This is a genomic window from Roseomonas sp. 18066 (assembly GCF_902706185.1).
Classification (GTDB): Bacteria; Pseudomonadota; Alphaproteobacteria; order Acetobacterales; family Acetobacteraceae; genus Pseudoroseomonas.
Genome location: NZ_CACSJM010000049.1, coordinates 21,442 through 38,330, shown reverse-complemented (window position 1 = coordinate 38,330; position 16,889 = coordinate 21,442). Strand labels below are relative to the sequence as shown.

Here is a 16,889-nt window from a genome sequence, read left to right as displayed (position 1 = left end):
GGTTTGGGAAGGGGCGCGAGGCCCCTCCCCGGTCGGATCAGATGTGCAGCGCGCGGCCGTCGACGGCCAGCGCCGCTTCCTTCACCGCCTCGTTCAGCGTCGGATGGGCGTGGCAGGTGCGCGCAACATCCTCGGCCGAGGCGCCGAATTCCATGGCGATGGCGACCTCGGCGATCAGCGTGCCGGCGTCGGGGCCCAGGATATGGGCGCCGAGCACGCGGTCGGTCTCCTTGTCCGCCAGGATCTTCACGAAGCCGTCGGTGTCGCCCATCGCCCGCGCCCGGCCATTCGCCAGGAAGGGAAACTTGCCGACCTTGTAGGCCTGGCCGCGGGCCTTCAGCTCTTCCTCGCTCTCGCCGACGCTGGCGATCTCGGGCCAGGTGTAGACGATGGCGGGGATCACGCCGTAATTCACATGGCCCTTCTGGCCGGCCAGGATCTCGGCCAGGGCGACGCCCTCATCCTCGGCCTTGTGGGCCAGCATGGCGCCGGCGATGACGTCGCCGATGGCGTAGATGCCGGGGACATTGGTCGCGAAATGGCCGTCGGTCTGCACCCGGCCGCGCTCGTCCAGCGCCACGCCCACCTCGGCGAGGCCGAGGCCCTCGGTGTAGGCGCGGCGGCCGATGGCCAGCAGCACCACGTCGGCCTTGAGCTCCTCGGCGGCACCCCCGGCGGCGGGCTCGACGGTCAGCGTCACGCCGTCGGCGGACTTGGTGGCGCCGGTCACCTTGGACTTCAGCTTGAACTTGAAGCCCTGCTTGGTGAGCACGCGCTCGAACTGCTTGGCGGTCTCGCCATCCATGCCGGGGGCCAGGCGGTCGAGATACTCGACCACGGTCACCTCGGCGCCCAGGCGCTTCCAGACGCTGCCGAGCTCAAGGCCGATCACGCCGCCGCCGATGACGACCAGGTGGCCGGGAACCTTCTCCAGCTCCAGCGCGCCGGTCGAGGTGACGATCTGCTTCTCATCGACCTCGACGCCCTTCAGGGGGGCGCTGTCGGAACCCGTCGCGATGACGATGTTCTTCGCGGCATAGGCCTGGCCGGCGACCTCGACCTGGCCGGGCGCGGTGATCTTGCCGGCGCCCTTCAGCCAGGTGATCTTGTTCTTCTTGAAGAGGAACTCGACGCCCTTGACGTTGGCGCCGACCACCTCGCCCTTGCGGGCCTGCATGCGCGCCAGGTCCAGCTTCACGCCGTCGACCAGGATGCCGTGGTCGGCGAACTTGTGCTTGGTCTCCTCGAAGGCTTCCGAGGATTGCAGCATCGCCTTGGAGGGGATGCAGCCGACATTCAGGCAGGTGCCGCCCAGGGTGTCGCGCTTCTCGACGCAGGCCACCTTCATGCCGAGCTGGGCGGCGCGGATGGCGCAGACATAGCCGCCGGGGCCGGCGCCGATGACGATGAGGTCGAAGCTCTCGGACATGGGTCGGAAGGTCCTGCCTAGCAATGGATTGCCCGCAAACTGGCGCGCCCGCGCCGCCCTCGCAAGGGGGAGCGGCGCCGGGCAGGCATTCGCAAGCGCGATCAAGCGCATCTCGGCCAGGATGACGGCGGATCGGAGAGGAAGTCGATGCCGAACAAGCCGCTGACGCTGCGCGACTATGCCCGCCGGGTGCAGCGCGCCATGGCCTGGCTGGCGGCCCATCCGGGGCGCGAGCCGCGGCTGGAGGAGCTGGCCGCGGCGGCCGCCTTCTCGCCCTGCCATTTCCACCGGATCTACCGGCTGCTGGCCGGCGAGACGCCGGTGGAGACGGTGGCGCGGCAGCGGCTGAGCCTGGCGGCGGCGGCGCTGCTGAAAAGCCGCATGCCGGTGGCGGGGGTCGCCAAGGCGGCCGGCTATGGCAGCGCCGCGGCCTTCACCCGGGCGTTCCGGGCGCAGTTCGGCCTGCCGCCGGCGGCCTACCGCGCCCAGGGCGGCATTGCTCCTGTCCGACCGATCACAGCAACATCCGAGGAGAGTCGCATGTTCGAGGTCACCATTCGCGAACAGAAAGAAATGCGTCTGGCGGTGCTGCCGCATTCCGGCCCCTACGACACCATCGCCGCCCGTTTCGACGAGCTCGGCGCGCTGGCGACGGGGCACGGGCTGGAGGACGAGGCCACCCGCTGGATCGGGCTCTATTGGGACGACCCGCAGACGGTGCCGGCGGCGCAGCTGCGCAGCGCGGCGGGTTTTTCGCTCCCCAAGGACGCGGAACCCCCCGCCCCTGCGAGGCTGACAGAAATCCCTGCGCTGACGGTCGCGGCGCTGCGCTTCAAGGGCCCCTATGCCGAGCTGGAGGCCGCCTATACCTGGCTCTACCGCGAATGGCTGCCGCAGAGCGGGCGGGAGCCGGCCGACCACCCGGCGATGGAGCACTACCTGAATGACTGCCGCAGCCTGCCGCCGGCGGAGTGGCTGACGGACATTCTGCTTCCCCTGAAGTAAGGCGGCGCGGGCCGAAGCCGGGTCAGGAAAAATTGCCTTCCCGTCACGGCTTCTGCCACCCTTGCCCCTGACGGCGCCGGCAACAGGCGCCGCAGAGGGAGGATTTGCGATGACCCGACCGACGCCCGGCCTCTGGCCGCGGCGCGCGGCGCTGGCCCTTGCGCCCGCCGCGCTGCTTTCCCCCTTGGCGAGGCCGGCGCTCGCCCAGGCCTGGCCTGCCCGCCCCATCCGGCTGATGGTGCCCTGGCCGCCCGGCGGCTCGGCCGATGCGCAGCTGCGCAGCCTGGCCGACCAGGCCGGCCGGGCGCTGGGCCAGACGGTGCTGGTGGAGAACCGCTCCGGCGCGCGCGGGCTGCTGGCGGCGCAGGCGCTGCTGCAGGCGCCGCCCGACGGCTACACCATCGCCCAGCAGCATCTCTCGGTGCTGCGCCACCCCTTCATGACCAAGGCGCGGTCCTGGGACCCGATCGAGGATTTCTCCCAGATCATCGGCCTGACCGGCTGGCTGTTCGGCGTCGCGGTGAAAGCCGACAGCCCCTACAAATCCTGGGCCGACTATGTCGCGGCGGCCAAGGCGCGGCCGGGGATGCTGACCTTCTCCACCAGCGGCATCGGCACCACCAACCACCTGGCGATGGAGGATATTCTGTCGCGGCTGGGGCTGCAGATGACGCATGTGCCCTTCCGCGGCTCCAACGAGGGGGTCACCGCGCTGCTGGGCGGGCAGATCGACAGCGTCGCCGACAGCTCCGCCTGGGTGCCGCAGGTCGAGGCCGGGCAGTGCCGGCTGCTCTGCGTCTGGACCGCCGAGCGCTCGAAGCGCTTCCCCGAGGTGCCGACGCTGCGCGAGCTCGGCATCGACCTGGTGGTGACCTCGCCCTACGGGCTGGCCGGGCCGAAGGGCATGGACCCGGGCGTGGTGCGCGCGCTGCATGATGCGATGAAGTCAGCGCTGCTTGGGCCGGAGAACACCGCGGTGCGCGAGCGCTGGGACATGCCGCTCGCCTATCTCGACAGCGAATCCTACCGCAATTTCACCGTCCAGCGCGTCGCCTATGAGCGCGAGATGGTGGCGCGGCTCAATCTCAGCCTCGACTGAAAGCGGAAAGGGCCAGGGCCGCTTGCGCGACCCTGGCCCTTTCACCGAACCCGCAGAGGGATCAGACGTCCAGCATCAGCCGGCGCGGATCCTCGATGCTCTCCTTGACGCGCACCAGGAAGGAGACGGCTTCCTTGCCGTCGACGATCCGGTGGTCATAGGACAGCGCCAGGTACATCATCGGCCGGATCTCGATCTTGCCGTTGACGACCATCGCCCGCTCCTTGATCGAGTGCATCCCGAGGATGCCCGACTGCGGCGGGTTGAGGATCGGCGTCGACATCATCGAGCCGTAGATGCCGCCATTGGTGATGGTGAAGCTGCCGCCCGCCATCTCCTCGAGCTTCAGCTGGCCGTCACGGACGCGCTTGCCGACGGTGCTGATGGCCTTCTCGATGCCGGCGAAGGACAGCTGGTCGGCGTTGCGCAGCACCGGCACGACCAGGCCGGAGGGCCCGCCCACCGCGATGCCCATATGGACGAAGTTCTTGTAGACCAGGTCGTCGCCGTCGATTTCGGCGTTGACGGCCGGGAATTCCTTCAGCGCGGCGACGCAGGCCTTCACGAAGAAGGACATGAAGCCGAGCTTCACGCCCTGCTTCTTCTCGAAGACGTCCTTGTACTCGTTGCGCAGCGCCATCACCGCGCTCATGTCCACCTCGTTGAAGGTGGTCAGCATGGCGGCGGTGTTCTGCGCCTCCTTCAGGCGGACGGCGATGGTCTTGCGCAGGCGGGTCATCTTCACCCGCTCCTCGCCGCCTTCCAGGGCGCGCGGCGCCTTGGGCGCGGCCTTGGCGGCGGCGGCCGGGGCCGGCTGCGCCAGGAAGGACTGCACGTCGCCCTTGCTGATGCGGCCATCCTTGGCGGTGCCGGCGCCGATCTGCTCGGCCGAGAGGTTGTTCTCGGCCATGATCTTGGCGGCGGCCGGCAGCGGCGCATGCGCGGACGGCGCGCCCGGGCGGGCCACCGGGCCGCTCTCGGCGCGCGGCGTCTCGACCTTCGGCGCGGCGGCGGGCGCAGCGGCGGCGGCGGGGGCCGCGGCCTTCGGCGCCGGGGCCGCGCCGGAGCCGGCGGCGATCACGCCCAGCACCGCGCCCGGCTCCACCTCGGCGCCTTCCTCGGCGACGATCGATTCCAGCACGCCGGCGGCGGGGGCATTGACCTCCACCGTGACCTTGTCGGTCTCCAGCTCCACCAGCGGCTCGTCGGCGGCAACTGCCTCACCGGCCTTCTTCATCCACTTCGCGATGGTCGCGGTGGAGACGCTCTCGCCCAGGGGGGGCACCACAATATCGGTCATTCTGCCGTCGCCTCTTTGCCGGTGCTAAAGGTCAGCTGCTTAAAAAAGATGCGCGAGGCCCCGCCCAGGCGGGACCTCGCCGCTGAGAAGGAGTTACGAGAGGCCGAGGGCCGAGCGGACCAGGGCTTCCTGCTGCTGCTGATGCACCTTGGCCGAGCCGGTGGCGGGGCTGGCCGCCTCCTCGCGCCCGACATAGGCGGGGCGCTGGGTCTTGTGGCCCAGCTCCTTCAGCACCTTCTCGATGCGCCGGTCGACGAAGGTCCAGGCGCCCATGTTCTCGGGCTCCTCCTGGCACCAGACGATCTCGGCGTTCTTGTACTCGGCCAGGATGCGGGCCAGCGACAGGCGCGGGAAGGGATAGATCTGCTCGACGCGGACGATCGCCACGTCGTCGAGCTTCTTGTCCCGCCGCTCCTGCAGCAGGTCGTAATAGACCTTGCCGGAGCAGAGCACGACGCGCTTGACCTTCTCGGCCGGGCCGATGGCGTCGGCCTCCGGGATCACGGTCTGGAAGGCGCTGCCGGTGGCGAAGTCGGCCAGGCTGCTGACCGCCAGCTTGTGCCGCAGCAGCGACTTCGGCGTCATGACGATCAGCGGCTTGCGGTAGTTGCGCTTCAGCTGCCGGCGCAGCGCATGATAGTAGTTGGCCGGCGTCGTGAAGTTGCAGACCGCCATGTTGCGCTCGGCGCAGAGCTGCAGGTAGCGCTCGAGGCGGGCGGAGGAATGCTCCGGACCCTGGCCCTCGTAGCCATGCGGCAGCAGCATCACCAGGCCGGACATGCGCAGCCACTTGGTCTCGGCGCTGGCGATGAACTGGTCGATCACCACCTGGGCGCCGTTGGTGAAGTCGCCGAACTGGGCTTCCCACAGCGTCAGGGTGTTGGGGTCGGCCAGCGTGTAGCCATAGTCGAAGCCGAGTACGCCCATCTCGCTGAGCAGCGAGTTGAAGGCTTCCATCCGCTTCTGGCCGTCGCGGATGTTGTTCAGCGGCATGTATTCCGCCTGGCTGTTCTGGTCGACCAGGACGCAATGGCGGTGGCTGAAGGTGCCGCGCTGCACGTCCTCGCCCGAGAGGCGGATGCGATGCCCCTCCAGCAGCAGGCTGCCGAAGGCCAGCGCCTCGCCGGTCGCCCAGTCGATGCCCTCGCCGCCCTCGATGGCGTTCTTCTTCGCCTCGAGCTGGCGGATGATCTTCGAATTGGCGACGAAGTCGGCCGGCACGCGGGACAGGGCGGCGCCGATCTCGCGCAGCGTGTCGAGGCCGACGGCGGTGCCGTCCTCCTTCTCCTCGTCGGTCGAGCCCGCGGCCTTCAGCCCCGACCAATGGCCTTCCAGCCAGTCGGCCTTGTTCGGCTTGAAGGTCTGGGCGGCCTGGTAGGCCTCCTCGAGCTGGGCGTAGAAGGCGTCCAGCATCGCCTTGCTGTCCTCGGCCGGCAGCGCGCCGCTGGCCGCCAGACGCTCGGCATAGAGGGTGCGGGTGGTCTTCAGCTCCTTGATCCGGCCGTACATGATCGGCTGGGTGAAGGCGGGCTCGTCGGTCTCGTTATGGCCGTGGCGGCGGTAGCAGACGATGTCCAGCACCACGTCGGCGGTGAACTTCATCCGGTATTCGGCGGCCATGCGGGCGGCGAAGACCACCGCCTCCGGATCGTCGCCATTGACGTGCAGGATCGGCGCCTGCACCGCCTTGGCCACGTCCGTGCAGTACAGGCCCGAATAGGCATGCGCCGGCACGGTGGTGAAGCCGATCTGGTTGTTGGTGATGACGTGGACCGTGCCGCCGGTGCGGTAGCCGATCAGCTGGCTCATCGCCAGCGTCTCATAGACCACGCCCTGGCCGGCGAAGGCGGCGTCGCCATGCAGCAGGATGGCCATGACGCTGCGGCGGCCCTTGACGTCGCCCGCCATGTCCTGGCGCGCGCGCACCTTGCCCACTACCACCGGGTCGACGACCTCGAGGTGCGACGGGTTGGGCTGCAGCGACAGATGCACCATCTTGCCGCCGATCTCGATGTCGGTGGAGGTGCCCAGGTGGTACTTGACGTCGCCCGAGCCCTGGACGTCGTCCGGATTGGCCGAGATGCCCTTGAACTCGGCGAAGACCTTGGTGAAGGGCTTCTTCACCACGTTGACCAGCGTGTTCAGCCGGCCGCGATGCGCCATGCCGACGACGATCTCGCCGACGCCCTCGGCGACCACCGCCTCGATCACCGTCTGCACGGCGGGGATGGTGACCTCGCCACCCTCCAGGCCGAAGCGCTTGGTGCCGACATACTTGCGGGCGCAGAAGGCCTCGAAGCCCTCGGCCTCGGTCAGCTGCTGCAGGATCTGCTTCTTCGCCGCCGGGTCGAACAGGGTGGTCCAGGGCGCGCCCTCGACCTTCTGCTGGATCCAGGACTTCTGCTCGGGGTCCTGGATATGCATGAACTCGACGCCGATCGAGCCGCAATAGGTGGCGCGCAGGATGGCGACGATCTCGCGCAGCGTCGCGGTCTCGCGGCCCAGCACCTTGTCGATGAAGATCGGCCGGTCGAGGTCGGCATCGGTGAAGCCGTAGCTCTTCGGGTCGAGCTCGGGGTGCGGCTTGGGCGTCTGCAGGTGCAGCGGGTCGAGCTGCGCCTCCAGATGGCCACGCACCCGGTAGGCGCGGATCAGCATCAGGGCGCGGATCGCGTCCTGCGCCTGCTGCCGCGCGGCGGCGGGGTCGAGGCCCGGGGCGGCGGCGGCGGCCGGCGCGGCGCCGGCCTTGGCCGGCTTCTTCGGGTCGGGCTTGGGCGCTTCCGGCTCCGGGGCGAAGCCGCCCTTCGGCCGCGGCGCCCAGGAGGCGCCGCTGGCGTCGTGCAGCACCGCGCGGGCGTCGTCGTTGAGCGCTGCGAAAAGCTCCTGGAAGGAAGCGTCCACGCTGTCAGGCCGCTCGACCCAGCGGGCGTACAGGTCAGCGAGATAGGTGGCATTCGCCCCCGTCATCACGCTTGCCAGGATGTCGATACCGGCCATCTTATCCTCCTCGCCCGCACCTTCCTGGGTCGCGGCGGTCAGCTCACAGCGGGGCGTCAGAAAACGCCAACGCCGCCCCGGATATAGGGACGGCGCTGGATAACATAATGGTAAAACGCGGCAAGTTGCAGGCTTCCGCCGCGGGCCTGCATGGCAGACCCGCGTCGTTGGCCGTCAAGCTGTCCGCGCACCGTCGGCATCAGCCGCGCAGCGCCTTCACCATGGTCGAGCCCAGGGCAGCCGGGCTCTCGGCGACATGGATGCCGGCCTCGCGCATGGCCGCCATCTTGGCCTCGGCGGTGTCCTTGCCGCCCGAGATGACGGCGCCGGCATGGCCCATGCGGCGGCCCGGGGGGGCGGTCGCACCGGCGATGAAGCCGACGACGGGCTTGTAGTTCTTCGAGCCCACCTTGTTCTCGCGGCCCAGGAACTCGGCCGCCTGGATCTCCGACTGGCCGCCGATCTCGCCGATCATGATGATCGACTGGGTCTCGGGGTCGGCCAGGAACATCTCCAGGACCTCGGTGAAGTCGGTGCCCTTGACCGGGTCGCCGCCGATGCCGACGCAGGTCGACTGGCCGAGGCCGGCCGCCGTGGTCTGCGCCACCGCCTCATAGGTCAGCGTGCCCGAGCGGGAGACGATGCCGACCGAGCCACGCTTGTGGATATGGCCCGGCATGATGCCGATCTTGCAGGCGTCGGGGGTGATGACGCCCGGGCAGTTCGGGCCGATCAGCCGCGACTTGGAGCCGGACAGCGCCCGCTTCACCTTGATCATGTCGATCACCGGGATGCCCTCGGTGATGCAGATGATCAGGGGGACCTCGGCGTCGATGGCCTCCAGGATGCTGTCGCCGGCGAAGGGCGGCGGCACGTAGATGACCGAGGCGTTGGCGCCGGTGGCCGCCACGCATTCGGCGACCGTGTTGAACACCGGCAGGCCGAGATGCAGCTGGCCGCCCTTGCCCGGGGTCACGCCGCCCACATAGTTCGAGCCGTAGGCGATGCCCTGCTCGGCGTGGAAGGTGCCCTGGGACCCGGTGAAGCCCTGGGTCATCACCTTGGTGTTCGCGTCGACGAGGATGGCCATCTTACTTGGCTCCCTTCACGGCGCGGACCACCTTCTCGGCGGCGTCGGCCAGATTGTCGGCCGGGATGATCGCCAGGCCGGATTCGGCCAGGATCTTCTTGCCCAGGTCGACGTTGGTCCCCTCCAGGCGCACGACCAGCGGCACCGACAGGGTCAGGTTCTTGGCGGCGACGACGATGCCGTTGGCGATCATGTCGCACTTGGCGATGCCGCCGAAGATATTGACCAGGATCGCCTTGACGTTGGCGTCGGAGGTGATGATCCGGAACGCCTCGGTCACCCGCTCGGCCGTCGCCGTGCCACCGACATCGAGGAAGTTCGCAGGCGAGGAGCCGTAGAGCTTGATGATGTCCATGGTCGCCATGGCCAGGCCCGCGCCATTGACCATGCAGCCGATCTCGCCGTCGAGCGCGACGTAGTTCAGGTCGTTCTTGACCGCGTCGAGCTCCTTCGGGTCCATCTCCGTGTCGTCGCGGAGCGCCTCGAGGTCCTTGTGGCGGAACAGCGCGCTGTCGTCGAAGGAGACCTTGGCGTCCAGCGCCATGATCTCGCCGGCGCCGGTGACGACGATCGGGTTGATCTCGACGATGGCGCAGTCCAGCTCGACGAAGGCCTGGTAGAGGGCCAGCACGAACTTGGTGAAGGAGGCGACCTGCTTGCCTTCCAGGCCGAGCCCGAAGGCCAGCTTGCGGGCATGGAAGCCGGAAACGCCCGAGGCCGGGTCGACCACCGCCTTCAGGATCTTCTCCGGCTGGTGCTCGGCGACCTCCTCGATCTCCATGCCGCCCTCGGTGGACGCCATGATGACGATGCGCGAGGTGTCACGGTCGACCAGCAGCGAGAGGTAGAGCTCGCGCTTGATGTCGCAGCCATCCTCGACATAGACCCGGCTGACCTGCTTGCCGGCTTCGCCGGTCTGCTTGGTCACCAGGGTCTTGCCGATCATCGCCTCGGCGGCGGCGCGCACATCGGCGACCGACTTGACGACGCGGACGCCGCCCTTGCCGTTCGGGTCTTCCGCGAAGCGGCCGGCGCCACGCCCACCGGCATGGATCTGGCTCTTCACCACATAGACGGGGCCGGGAAGCTTCTTCGCCGCTTCCTCGGCCTCGGCCGCGGTCCAGGCGACATGGCCCTCGAGCACTGCGACGCCGTAGCGCTTCAGCAGCTCCTTGCCCTGGTATTCGTGGATGTTCATCCGTTCACCCTCTGCATGGGCCACGAGGCCGGGAGCTGCCCCGACCCGTCATTTCCGGTCCCGGAGGAGGCCTTCCGGCCCCCTCCGGGGGCCTCAGACGCCGAGCTTCTTGAAGTCCGCGATCAGCTTCTTCACCGCATCGCAGGACTTGTCGAAATTGGCCTTTTCTTCCGGGGTGAACTGGACCTCGACGATCTTCTCGACGCCCTTGTCACCGATCACCACCGGCACGCCGACATAGAAGTCGCTCATGCCGTATTCGCCGTTCAGCAGCACGGCGCAGGGCAGCACGCGCTTCTTGTCCTTCAGGTAGCTCTCGGCCATGGCGATCGCCGAGGCGGCCGGAGCGTAGAAGGCCGAGCCCTTCTCCAGCAGCTTGACGATCTCGCCGCCGCCATTGGCGGTGCGCGTCACGATGGCGTCGATCTTCTCCTGCGTCGACCAGCCCATCTTGATCAGGTCGGGCACCGGGATGCCGGCCACCGTCGAGTAGCGGGTCAGCGGCACCATGGTGTCGCCATGGCCGCCGAGCACGAAAGCGGTCACGTCCTCGACCGAGACGCCGAACTCCTCCGCCAGGAACATGCGGAAGCGGGCGCTGTCCAGGACGCCGGCCATGCCGACGACCTTCTCGGCCGGCAGCCCCGACTTCTGCTGCAGCACCCACACCATCACGTCCAGCGGATTGGTGATGCAGATGACGAAGGCGTTCGGGGCATAGGTCTTGATGCCCTCGGCCACCTTGGTGATGACCTCGGCATTCTTGGTCAGCAGGTCGTCGCGGGTCATGCCCGGCAGGCGGGGGAAGCCGGCGGTGACGATCACCACGTCGGCGCCCTCGATCGCGGCATAGTCGGCCGCGCCGACCATCTTGCTGTCGAAGCCGTCGACCGGGGCCGACTGCATGATGTCGAGGGCCTTGCCGGCGGCAACGCCGGCGAAGACGTCGAACAGGACGACGTCGCCCAGTTCCTTGAGGCCGATCAGGTGGGCGAGCGTGCCACCGATGTTGCCGGCGCCAACCAGCGCAATCTTCTTGCGGGCCATGAGGATCATCCTTCCCGAGCGTTCGAGCGAAGGCGGTATCTGGAAACTTGCGACGGCTACCTACTCCCCCGCACCCCGCCCGACAAGGCGGGGGCGTGTCAGATTCAGGCAGCCGTCGCGAAGCAGCCGCCCCCCGCCCCCGGGAACCATGCCCCGGGCGCGGGAAGAGACCGCCAGATACCCCCCGATGCCCCGGCTTTCAGGCCGGGGCGGCTTGCCGGCCGCAGGCAGCGGCCGGGTGGCTGAGCACGGCCGCGCGCGGCCGAAACAGGGCCCCGGGGGAGGTCGCCGCCCACCGGCGGCTGGCCCGGGGAAGCGGGAAGCGCCGCTCAGAGCGGCAGGCAGCGCACCACGTCGTCATGGCCGCGCGCCAGCGTCGACATGGTGCCGACCGGGCATTCGCGCTGCTCGCCCTCGGCCGTCGGCAGCCCGGCCTGCCAGGAGGTCAGCCGCGGGCCGACCACCCGCTGCACCGCCTGGCGCTGGCCGCCGCGCAGCACCGGCTGGCGGCTGGCGGTGCGCTGCAGGGTGGCGCCGCGCCGCGCCGGGGCGACCGGCTTGGCCGCCGTGCGGCTGACGCCCGGCCGGCTGGTGGCGCCGCGCGCCGGGGCCACGGCCTGGCGGGTGTTGCCGCGCGCCACGCTCGCCTGCTGCCGCGCCGGCGCCGCTGCGCGCGCCGCGGTGCCGCTGGCCTTGCCCGCCTTGCCGGCGGTGCCGCGTTCGGTCCGCGCCCCGGCGGCTTCGGCCGCCGGCACCAGCGCGGCAGGCACCAGCGCCAGGGACAGCAGGCCCAAGAGGCAGAGCGGGATCAATCGCATGGCAGCTTCCTTCAATGACGCGGCCGCAGCCCACCCGGTCAGGTGAGATGCGGCAGGCCGAGATAGTCGTGGCTTTGCATTTCCATCAGGCGCGACGCGGTGCGTTGGAACATCGCCGCATTCTCGCCCTGCTCGTAAAGCTGGTCGGGCACCGCGGCCGCCGAGGCGACCAGCTTGCAACGGTGCTCGTAGAGGGTGTCGATCAAGGTGATGAAGCGCCGGGCCCGGTCGAAATTATCCGGCCCCAGCCGGGGCACGCCATCCAGCACCAGCGTGTGGAAATGCGTCGACAGCGCCAGGTAGTCGGCCGGACCCAGCGGCACGCCGCAAAGGTCGTCGAAATCGGCCCGGGCGACGCCGCCCACGGCCTGCGGCACCCGCACCCGGCGGCCGAGCACCTCGATCTCCTCCGGCGCGCCATGCGGGCGGCCGGTCAGCTCCTTGAAGGCGGCGTCCAGCGCCCGCTCCGCCCGGCCATCGGCCGGCGCGTGCCAGGTCGGCAGCCCCTGGATGCGGTCGCGCCGGTAGTCCTGCTGCGACTTCAGCTGCAGCACCGAGACATGCTTGTTGATCAGCGCGATGAAGGGCAGGAAGGCGTCGCGCCCCGGCTTGCCGCGGAACAGGTCGTCGGGCGCCGTGTTCGAGGTGGCGACGATCACCGTGCCGCGGGCGAACAGCGCCTCGAACAGCCGGCCCAGGATCATCGCATCGGCGATGTCGTGGACCTGGAACTCGTCGAAGCACAGCAGCGAAGCCTCGGCGGTGATCTGCTCGGCCAGCGGCGGGATCGGATCGGCGGCGTCGCCATGCTGCTTGCGCCAGGCGTGGATGCGGCCGTGCGACTGCTGCATGAAGGAATGGAAGTGGATCCGGCGCTTCCGCGGCACCTCGGCGCAGGCGAAGAACAGGTCCATCAGCATGGACTTGCCGCGGCCGACCTCGCCGACCAGGTACAGGCCCTGGGGCGCGTTGCCCGGGGCCTCGTCGACCGGCTTGCGGCGCAGGAAGCGGGACATGAAGCCGCCGCCCTCCTTGGTCGCCGGCTCCAGCCTGGGCTCGTAGCCGCGCGTGCGGCGCCAGAGATCCTGCAGGGTCTCGGCGGCCAGCGCCTGGGCGGGGTCGGAGCGCAATTCCCCCGCCGCCACCTTCGCACGATAGGCGGGGAGTGGTCCGTCGGCGTAGGACGGGAGGCTCAGCGCCTCCCCCGGCTTCATGGGGCCATCCATCGCGTTGCGGCATAGCCTGTCACGGCCGATGCGGCAACCGCGCCTTCACCCCAAACCACAACCCACGGAAAGAATGATGGTTTCCTCGCCCGCGGCGGGGAACCGGCACCATGGCGCATCCCTGTGCCCTGGCCTGGCGTTACCCCCGCACAACAACCGCCAGGGAGACCCCGGCCATGATCGACAAGAGCCTCATCCAGGAACACGCCGAGGTCGTCGGCTCCTGCGGCCACCCCATCGGGCGGGTGGATCACCTGGCCGGCGACTTCATCAAGCTGACGCGGGATTCCTCGCCGGACGGGCAGCATAAATACCTGCCGCTGAGCGCGGTCGCCGATATCGAGGGTGGCAAGGTCTCCACCATCATGAACCACACGGCGGCCACGTCGCTGCTGCAGGACGAGCCCGAGGCCGGGGCGGGCACCGCGGTCGCGGCCAGCTAGGCATATAAAAAAAAGCCAGGGGGCGCTGCCCCCTGACCCCCGCCGGGGGCATTGAATGCCCCCGGACCCCCACATCTGGTCTCGCTCAGCTTTGGCGCTCAACCATCATCTGCTTGATCTTGCCGATCGCCGCGGCCGGGTTCAGGCCCTTCGGGCAGGTCGCGGTGCAGTTCATGATGGTGTGGCAGCGGTAGAGGCGGAACGGATCTTCCAGGTTGTCCAGCCGCTCGCCGGTCGCCTCGTCGCGCGAATCGGCGATCCAGCGATAGGCCTGCAACAGCACGGCCGGGCCGAGATAGCGGTCGCCGTTCCACCAGTAGGACGGGCAGGCGGTCGAGCAGCAGAAGCACAGGATGCACTCCCACAAGCCGTCGAGCTTGGCGCGCTCCTCCTTCGACTGGCGGCGCTCCTCGTCCGGCGGCGCCGAGGTCTCGGACTTCAGCCAGGGCTCGACCGAGCGCAGCTGCGCATAGATATGCGACAGGTCGGGCACCAGGTCCTTCACCACCGGCATATGCGGCAGCGGGGTGATGCGCACGTCCTTCTTGACCACGTCCTCGATCGGCTTGAGGCAGGCCAGCGTGTTCATCCCGTCGATGTTCATCGCGCAGGAGCCGCAGATGCCCTCGCGGCAGGACCGCCGGAAGGTCAGGCTGGTGTCCACCTCGTTCTTGATCTTGATCAGCGCGTCCAGAACCATCGGACCGCACTTGTCGAGATCGATCTCATAGGTGTCGTACCGCGGATTCTCCCCCGTATCGGGGTCGAAGCGGTAGATCTTGAAGGACTTGACCTTCGTCGCGCCGGGCTCGGCCTTGTAGGTCTGCCCGGTGCCGATGGTCGAATTCTTGGGAAGCGTGAAAGTGGCCATGGTCCCGCTCCTTCCTCAGTACACGCGCGGCTTGGGCGGGAAGACCTGGACCTCGTTGGTCAGGGTCCGCATCTTCACGTCGCGATAGTCGAGCGACACTTTGTACTTCTCGTCGACGCGGGCGAGGCTGTGCTTCATCCAGTTCACGTCGTCGCGGTCCGGATAATCCTCATGGGCATGCGCGCCGCGGCTCTCGTGCCGGGCCTCGCCGCCGACCACGGTGGTCAGCGCGTTGCCGATCAGGTTGTCCAGCTCCATCGCCTCCATCAGGTCGCTGTTCCAGATCAGCGAGCGGTCGGCGATCTTGATGTCGCTGTAGCCGTCGGCCACCTTCGCCATCTTCTCGCAGCCTTCCTTCAGCAGGTCCGCGGTGCGGAACACCGCGGCATGCGTCTGCATGGTGCGCTGCATGTTCAGCCGCAGCTCGCCGACCGAGGTGTTGCCCTTGGCATGGCGGACGCGGTCCAGGCGGTCCAGCGCCAGCTCGCCGGCCTTGGGCGGCAGCGGCTGCTGGGTGGCGCCGGGCTTGATCGTCGCCGCCGCCCGCAGCGCCGCGGCGCGGCCGAAGACCACCAGGTCGAGCAGCGAGTTGGTGCCGAGCCGGTTGGCGCCATGCACCGAGACCGAGGCCGCCTCGCCCACCGCCATCAGGCCGGGAACCACGCGGTCCTGGTCGGTGCCGGTGGCGCTCAGCACCTCGCAATGGATGTTCGTCGGGATGCCGCCCATGTTGTAATGGACCGTCGGGAGCATCGGGATCGGCTCCTTGGTCACGTCCACGCCGGCAAAGATCTTCGCCGTCTCGGAGATGCCCGGCAGCCGCTCATGCAGCAGCTCGGCGCCGAGATGCTCCAGGTGCAGGTGGATGTGATCCTTGTGCGGGCCGACGCCGCGGCCCTCGCGGATCTCCATCGACATGGCGCGCGACACGACGTCGCGCGACGCCAGGTCCTTGGCGGTCGGGGCATAGCGCTCCATGAAGCGCTCGCCCTCCGAATTGGTCAGGTAGCCGCCCTCGCCGCGGGCGCCCTCGGTGACCAGGCAGCCCGAGCCGTAGATGCCGGTCGGGTGGAACTGCACGAACTCGTTGTCCTGCAGCGGCAGGCCGGCGCGCAGGATCATGCCGCCGCCATCGCCCGTGCAGGTATGCGCCGAGGTGCAGGAGAAATAGGCGCGGCCATAGCCGCCGGTCGCCATCACCACGGTCTGCGCCCGGAAGCGGTGCATGGTGCCGTCTTCGAGGTTCCAGGCCATGACGCCGCGGCAGGCGCCTTCCTCGTCCATGATCAGGTCGAGGGCGAAGTATTCGACGAAGAACTCGCAGTTATGCTTCAGCGACTGCTGGTAAAGCGTGTGCAGGATGGCATGGCCGGTGCGGTCGGCGGCGGCGCAGGCGCGCATCGCCGGGGTCTTGCCGTAATCCTGCATGTGGCCGCCGAAGGGCCGCTGGTAGATGCGGCCATCCTCGGTGCGGCTGAACGGCACGCCGAAATGCTCGAGCTCGATGATCGCCGGCACCGCCTCGCGGCACATGTATTCGATGGCGTCCTGGTCGCCCAGCCAGTCCGACCCCTTGACGGTGTCGTACATGTGCCAGCGCCAGTTGTCCTCGCCCATGTTGCCGAGGCTGGCGCCGACGCCGCCCTGGGCGGCGACGGTGTGGCTGCGCGTGGGGAAGACCTTGGTGATGCAGGCCGTCTTCAGGCCGGCCGCACCCATGCCGAAGGTCGCGCGGAGCCCGGCGCCGCCGGCCCCCACCACGACCACGTCGTAGGTGTGGTCCACCACCCGATAGGCGCCCGAGGAGGGCATGGTGATCGCGTTCATCGTCCCGATCCGTCCGTCAGTTCATGGGCCGCCTGCGGCGGCGCGAATTCCGTAGCCGCCAGCAGCGGCGCGAGTTCATCGGTCTGCGCCGACGCCGCGATCCGCGGCGCCGGGGGGCCGGCGGGCAGGCCGGCCGGCGCCATCAGAGGGCGATCCGCAGCACGGCGAGCGCCGCCAGCAGCGCCAGCAGCCAGCACAGCGCCTTGACCGCCAGGATCGAGAGCATCCGCGCCATCTCGTTCCGCACGTAGTCCTCGAGCACCACCTGCATGCCGGCGCCGGCATGCTGGAAGGAGATCAGCAGGAAGGAGATCAGCAGCACGGCGTTCAGCGGCTGGCCGATCCAGGCCGTCACCTGCGCATGGTCGGAACCGGTGTGCAGCGCGATGGACAGGATGAACCAGATGGTCAGCGGCAGCAGCGCGATCGAGGTGACGCGCTGGATCCACCAGTGATGCGTGCCGCCGCGGGCCGAGCCCAGGCCGCGCACGCGGCCGAGGGCGGACTGCATGCGGATGGAATTCTGTTCGCTCATGGTC

15 protein-coding genes are annotated in these 16,889 nt (G+C 69.1%); 3 read left to right on the top strand and 12 right to left on the bottom strand.

Annotated features, from left to right (window positions below; translation table 11 throughout):
• Positions 1–37: 37 nt before the first annotated feature.
• Positions 38–1,429: a dihydrolipoyl dehydrogenase gene (lpdA, locus tag GVN67_RS12230; protein WP_159996244.1), complete on the bottom strand. Its 1,392-nt coding sequence runs from the start codon at positions 1,427–1,429 to the stop codon at positions 38–40.
• A gap of 147 nt (positions 1,430–1,576) precedes the next feature.
• Here lpdA and GVN67_RS12225 point away from each other — a divergent pair, with 147 nt between their 5' ends.
• Together GVN67_RS12225 and GVN67_RS12220 are read left to right on the top strand one after the other, a co-directional pair.
• Positions 1,577–2,434 (top strand): GyrI-like domain-containing protein, encoded by an 858-nt coding sequence (locus GVN67_RS12225; RefSeq protein ID WP_159996242.1) that lies wholly within the window; start codon positions 1,577–1,579, stop codon positions 2,432–2,434.
• Positions 2,435–2,543: 109 nt separating this feature from the next.
• On the top strand, positions 2,544–3,533 hold the full coding sequence (locus GVN67_RS12220; protein WP_159996240.1) for a tripartite tricarboxylate transporter substrate binding protein: 990 nt from the start codon (positions 2,544–2,546) through the stop codon (positions 3,531–3,533).
• Positions 3,534–3,594: 61 nt separating this feature from the next.
• On the opposite strand, the gene odhB is transcribed toward GVN67_RS12220, so the two are convergent.
• The 7 genes from odhB to zapE all read right to left on the bottom strand — a co-directional run bounded on the left by odhB (position 3,595) and on the right by zapE (position 13,209).
• The gene (odhB, locus tag GVN67_RS12215) at positions 3,595–4,833 is read right to left on the bottom strand and encodes a 2-oxoglutarate dehydrogenase complex dihydrolipoyllysine-residue succinyltransferase (RefSeq protein ID WP_159996238.1); all 1,239 of its coding nucleotides are present in this window, start codon (positions 4,831–4,833) and stop codon (positions 3,595–3,597) included.
• A gap of 93 nt (positions 4,834–4,926) precedes the next feature.
• Positions 4,927–7,830 (bottom strand): 2-oxoglutarate dehydrogenase E1 component, encoded by a 2,904-nt coding sequence (locus GVN67_RS12210; RefSeq protein ID WP_159996236.1) that lies wholly within the window; start codon positions 7,828–7,830, stop codon positions 4,927–4,929.
• A 199-nt stretch (positions 7,831–8,029) separates the two neighbouring features.
• Positions 8,030–8,920: a succinate--CoA ligase subunit alpha gene (gene sucD, locus GVN67_RS12205; RefSeq protein WP_159996234.1), complete on the bottom strand. Its 891-nt coding sequence runs from the start codon at positions 8,918–8,920 to the stop codon at positions 8,030–8,032.
• 1 nt (position 8,921) lies between these two features.
• Positions 8,922–10,118 (bottom strand): ADP-forming succinate--CoA ligase subunit beta, encoded by a 1,197-nt coding sequence (gene sucC, locus GVN67_RS12200; protein WP_159996232.1) that lies wholly within the window; start codon positions 10,116–10,118, stop codon positions 8,922–8,924.
• A 93-nt stretch (positions 10,119–10,211) separates the two neighbouring features.
• Entirely contained in the window at positions 10,212–11,165 is a 954-nt protein-coding gene (gene mdh / locus GVN67_RS12195; protein ID WP_159996230.1) for a malate dehydrogenase, read from the bottom strand.
• A 329-nt stretch (positions 11,166–11,494) separates the two neighbouring features.
• Positions 11,495–11,983 carry a hypothetical protein gene (locus tag GVN67_RS12190; protein WP_159996218.1) on the bottom strand — a complete coding sequence of 163 codons (489 nt, stop codon included), beginning with the start codon at positions 11,981–11,983 and terminating at the stop codon, positions 11,495–11,497.
• Between the two features lie 38 nt (positions 11,984–12,021).
• Positions 12,022–13,209: a cell division protein ZapE gene (gene zapE / locus GVN67_RS12185; RefSeq protein ID WP_159996216.1), complete on the bottom strand. Its 1,188-nt coding sequence runs from the start codon at positions 13,207–13,209 to the stop codon at positions 12,022–12,024.
• A gap of 176 nt (positions 13,210–13,385) precedes the next feature.
• On the opposite strand from zapE, the gene GVN67_RS12180 reads away from it, so the two are divergent.
• Positions 13,386–13,652 (top strand): DUF2171 domain-containing protein, encoded by a 267-nt coding sequence (locus GVN67_RS12180; RefSeq protein WP_159996214.1) that lies wholly within the window; start codon positions 13,386–13,388, stop codon positions 13,650–13,652.
• Between the two features lie 85 nt (positions 13,653–13,737).
• Here GVN67_RS12180 and GVN67_RS12175 read toward each other — a convergent pair whose 3' ends face one another.
• The 4 genes from GVN67_RS12175 to sdhD are packed head-to-tail and all read right to left on the bottom strand — an operon-like array spanning position 13,738 to position 16,885.
• Positions 13,738–14,523: a succinate dehydrogenase iron-sulfur subunit gene (locus tag GVN67_RS12175; RefSeq protein ID WP_159996212.1), complete on the bottom strand. Its 786-nt coding sequence runs from the start codon at positions 14,521–14,523 to the stop codon at positions 13,738–13,740.
• A 15-nt stretch (positions 14,524–14,538) separates the two neighbouring features.
• Positions 14,539–16,350: a succinate dehydrogenase flavoprotein subunit gene (gene sdhA, locus GVN67_RS12170; protein ID WP_159996210.1), complete on the bottom strand. Its 1,812-nt coding sequence runs from the start codon at positions 16,348–16,350 to the stop codon at positions 14,539–14,541.
• Positions 16,347–16,493, bottom strand: a complete 147-nt coding sequence (locus tag GVN67_RS12165) for a hypothetical protein (RefSeq protein WP_159996208.1) — start codon at positions 16,491–16,493, stop codon at positions 16,347–16,349. Before GVN67_RS12165 ends, sdhA begins: the two co-directional genes overlap by 4 nt.
• On the bottom strand, positions 16,493–16,885 hold the full coding sequence (gene sdhD, locus GVN67_RS12160) for a succinate dehydrogenase, hydrophobic membrane anchor protein (RefSeq protein WP_159996206.1): 393 nt from the start codon (positions 16,883–16,885) through the stop codon (positions 16,493–16,495). Before sdhD ends, GVN67_RS12165 begins: the two co-directional genes overlap by 1 nt.
• Positions 16,886–16,889: the final 4 nt, after the last annotated feature.

What these genes read in the sequence shown, in the direction of transcription:
- lpdA (WP_159996244.1), bottom strand. Translation starts at nt 1,429, where the DNA reads ATGTCCGAGAGCTTCGACCTCATCGTCATCGGCGCCGGCCCCGGCGGC.
- sucD (WP_159996234.1), bottom strand. Translation starts at nt 8,920, where the DNA reads ATGGCCATCCTCGTCGACGCGAACACCAAGGTGATGACCCAGGGCTTC.
- GVN67_RS12180 (WP_159996214.1), top strand. Translation starts at nt 13,386, where the DNA reads ATGATCGACAAGAGCCTCATCCAGGAACACGCCGAGGTCGTCGGCTCC.
- mdh (WP_159996230.1), bottom strand. Translation starts at nt 11,165, where the DNA reads ATGGCCCGCAAGAAGATTGCGCTGGTTGGCGCCGGCAACATCGGTGGC.
- GVN67_RS12165 (WP_159996208.1), bottom strand. Translation starts at nt 16,493, where the DNA reads ATGGCGCCGGCCGGCCTGCCCGCCGGCCCCCCGGCGCCGCGGATCGCG.
- odhB (WP_159996238.1), bottom strand. Translation starts at nt 4,833, where the DNA reads ATGACCGATATTGTGGTGCCCCCCCTGGGCGAGAGCGTCTCCACCGCG.
- GVN67_RS12220 (WP_159996240.1), top strand. Translation starts at nt 2,544, where the DNA reads ATGACCCGACCGACGCCCGGCCTCTGGCCGCGGCGCGCGGCGCTGGCC.
- sdhA (WP_159996210.1), bottom strand. Translation starts at nt 16,350, where the DNA reads ATGAACGCGATCACCATGCCCTCCTCGGGCGCCTATCGGGTGGTGGAC.
- GVN67_RS12225 (WP_159996242.1), top strand. Translation starts at nt 1,577, where the DNA reads ATGCCGAACAAGCCGCTGACGCTGCGCGACTATGCCCGCCGGGTGCAG.
- GVN67_RS12210 (WP_159996236.1), bottom strand. Translation starts at nt 7,830, where the DNA reads ATGGCCGGTATCGACATCCTGGCAAGCGTGATGACGGGGGCGAATGCC.
- GVN67_RS12175 (WP_159996212.1), bottom strand. Translation starts at nt 14,523, where the DNA reads ATGGCCACTTTCACGCTTCCCAAGAATTCGACCATCGGCACCGGGCAG.
- sucC (WP_159996232.1), bottom strand. Translation starts at nt 10,118, where the DNA reads ATGAACATCCACGAATACCAGGGCAAGGAGCTGCTGAAGCGCTACGGC.
- GVN67_RS12190 (WP_159996218.1), bottom strand. Translation starts at nt 11,983, where the DNA reads ATGCGATTGATCCCGCTCTGCCTCTTGGGCCTGCTGTCCCTGGCGCTG.
- sdhD (WP_159996206.1), bottom strand. Translation starts at nt 16,885, where the DNA reads ATGAGCGAACAGAATTCCATCCGCATGCAGTCCGCCCTCGGCCGCGTG.
- zapE (WP_159996216.1), bottom strand. Translation starts at nt 13,209, where the DNA reads ATGGATGGCCCCATGAAGCCGGGGGAGGCGCTGAGCCTCCCGTCCTAC.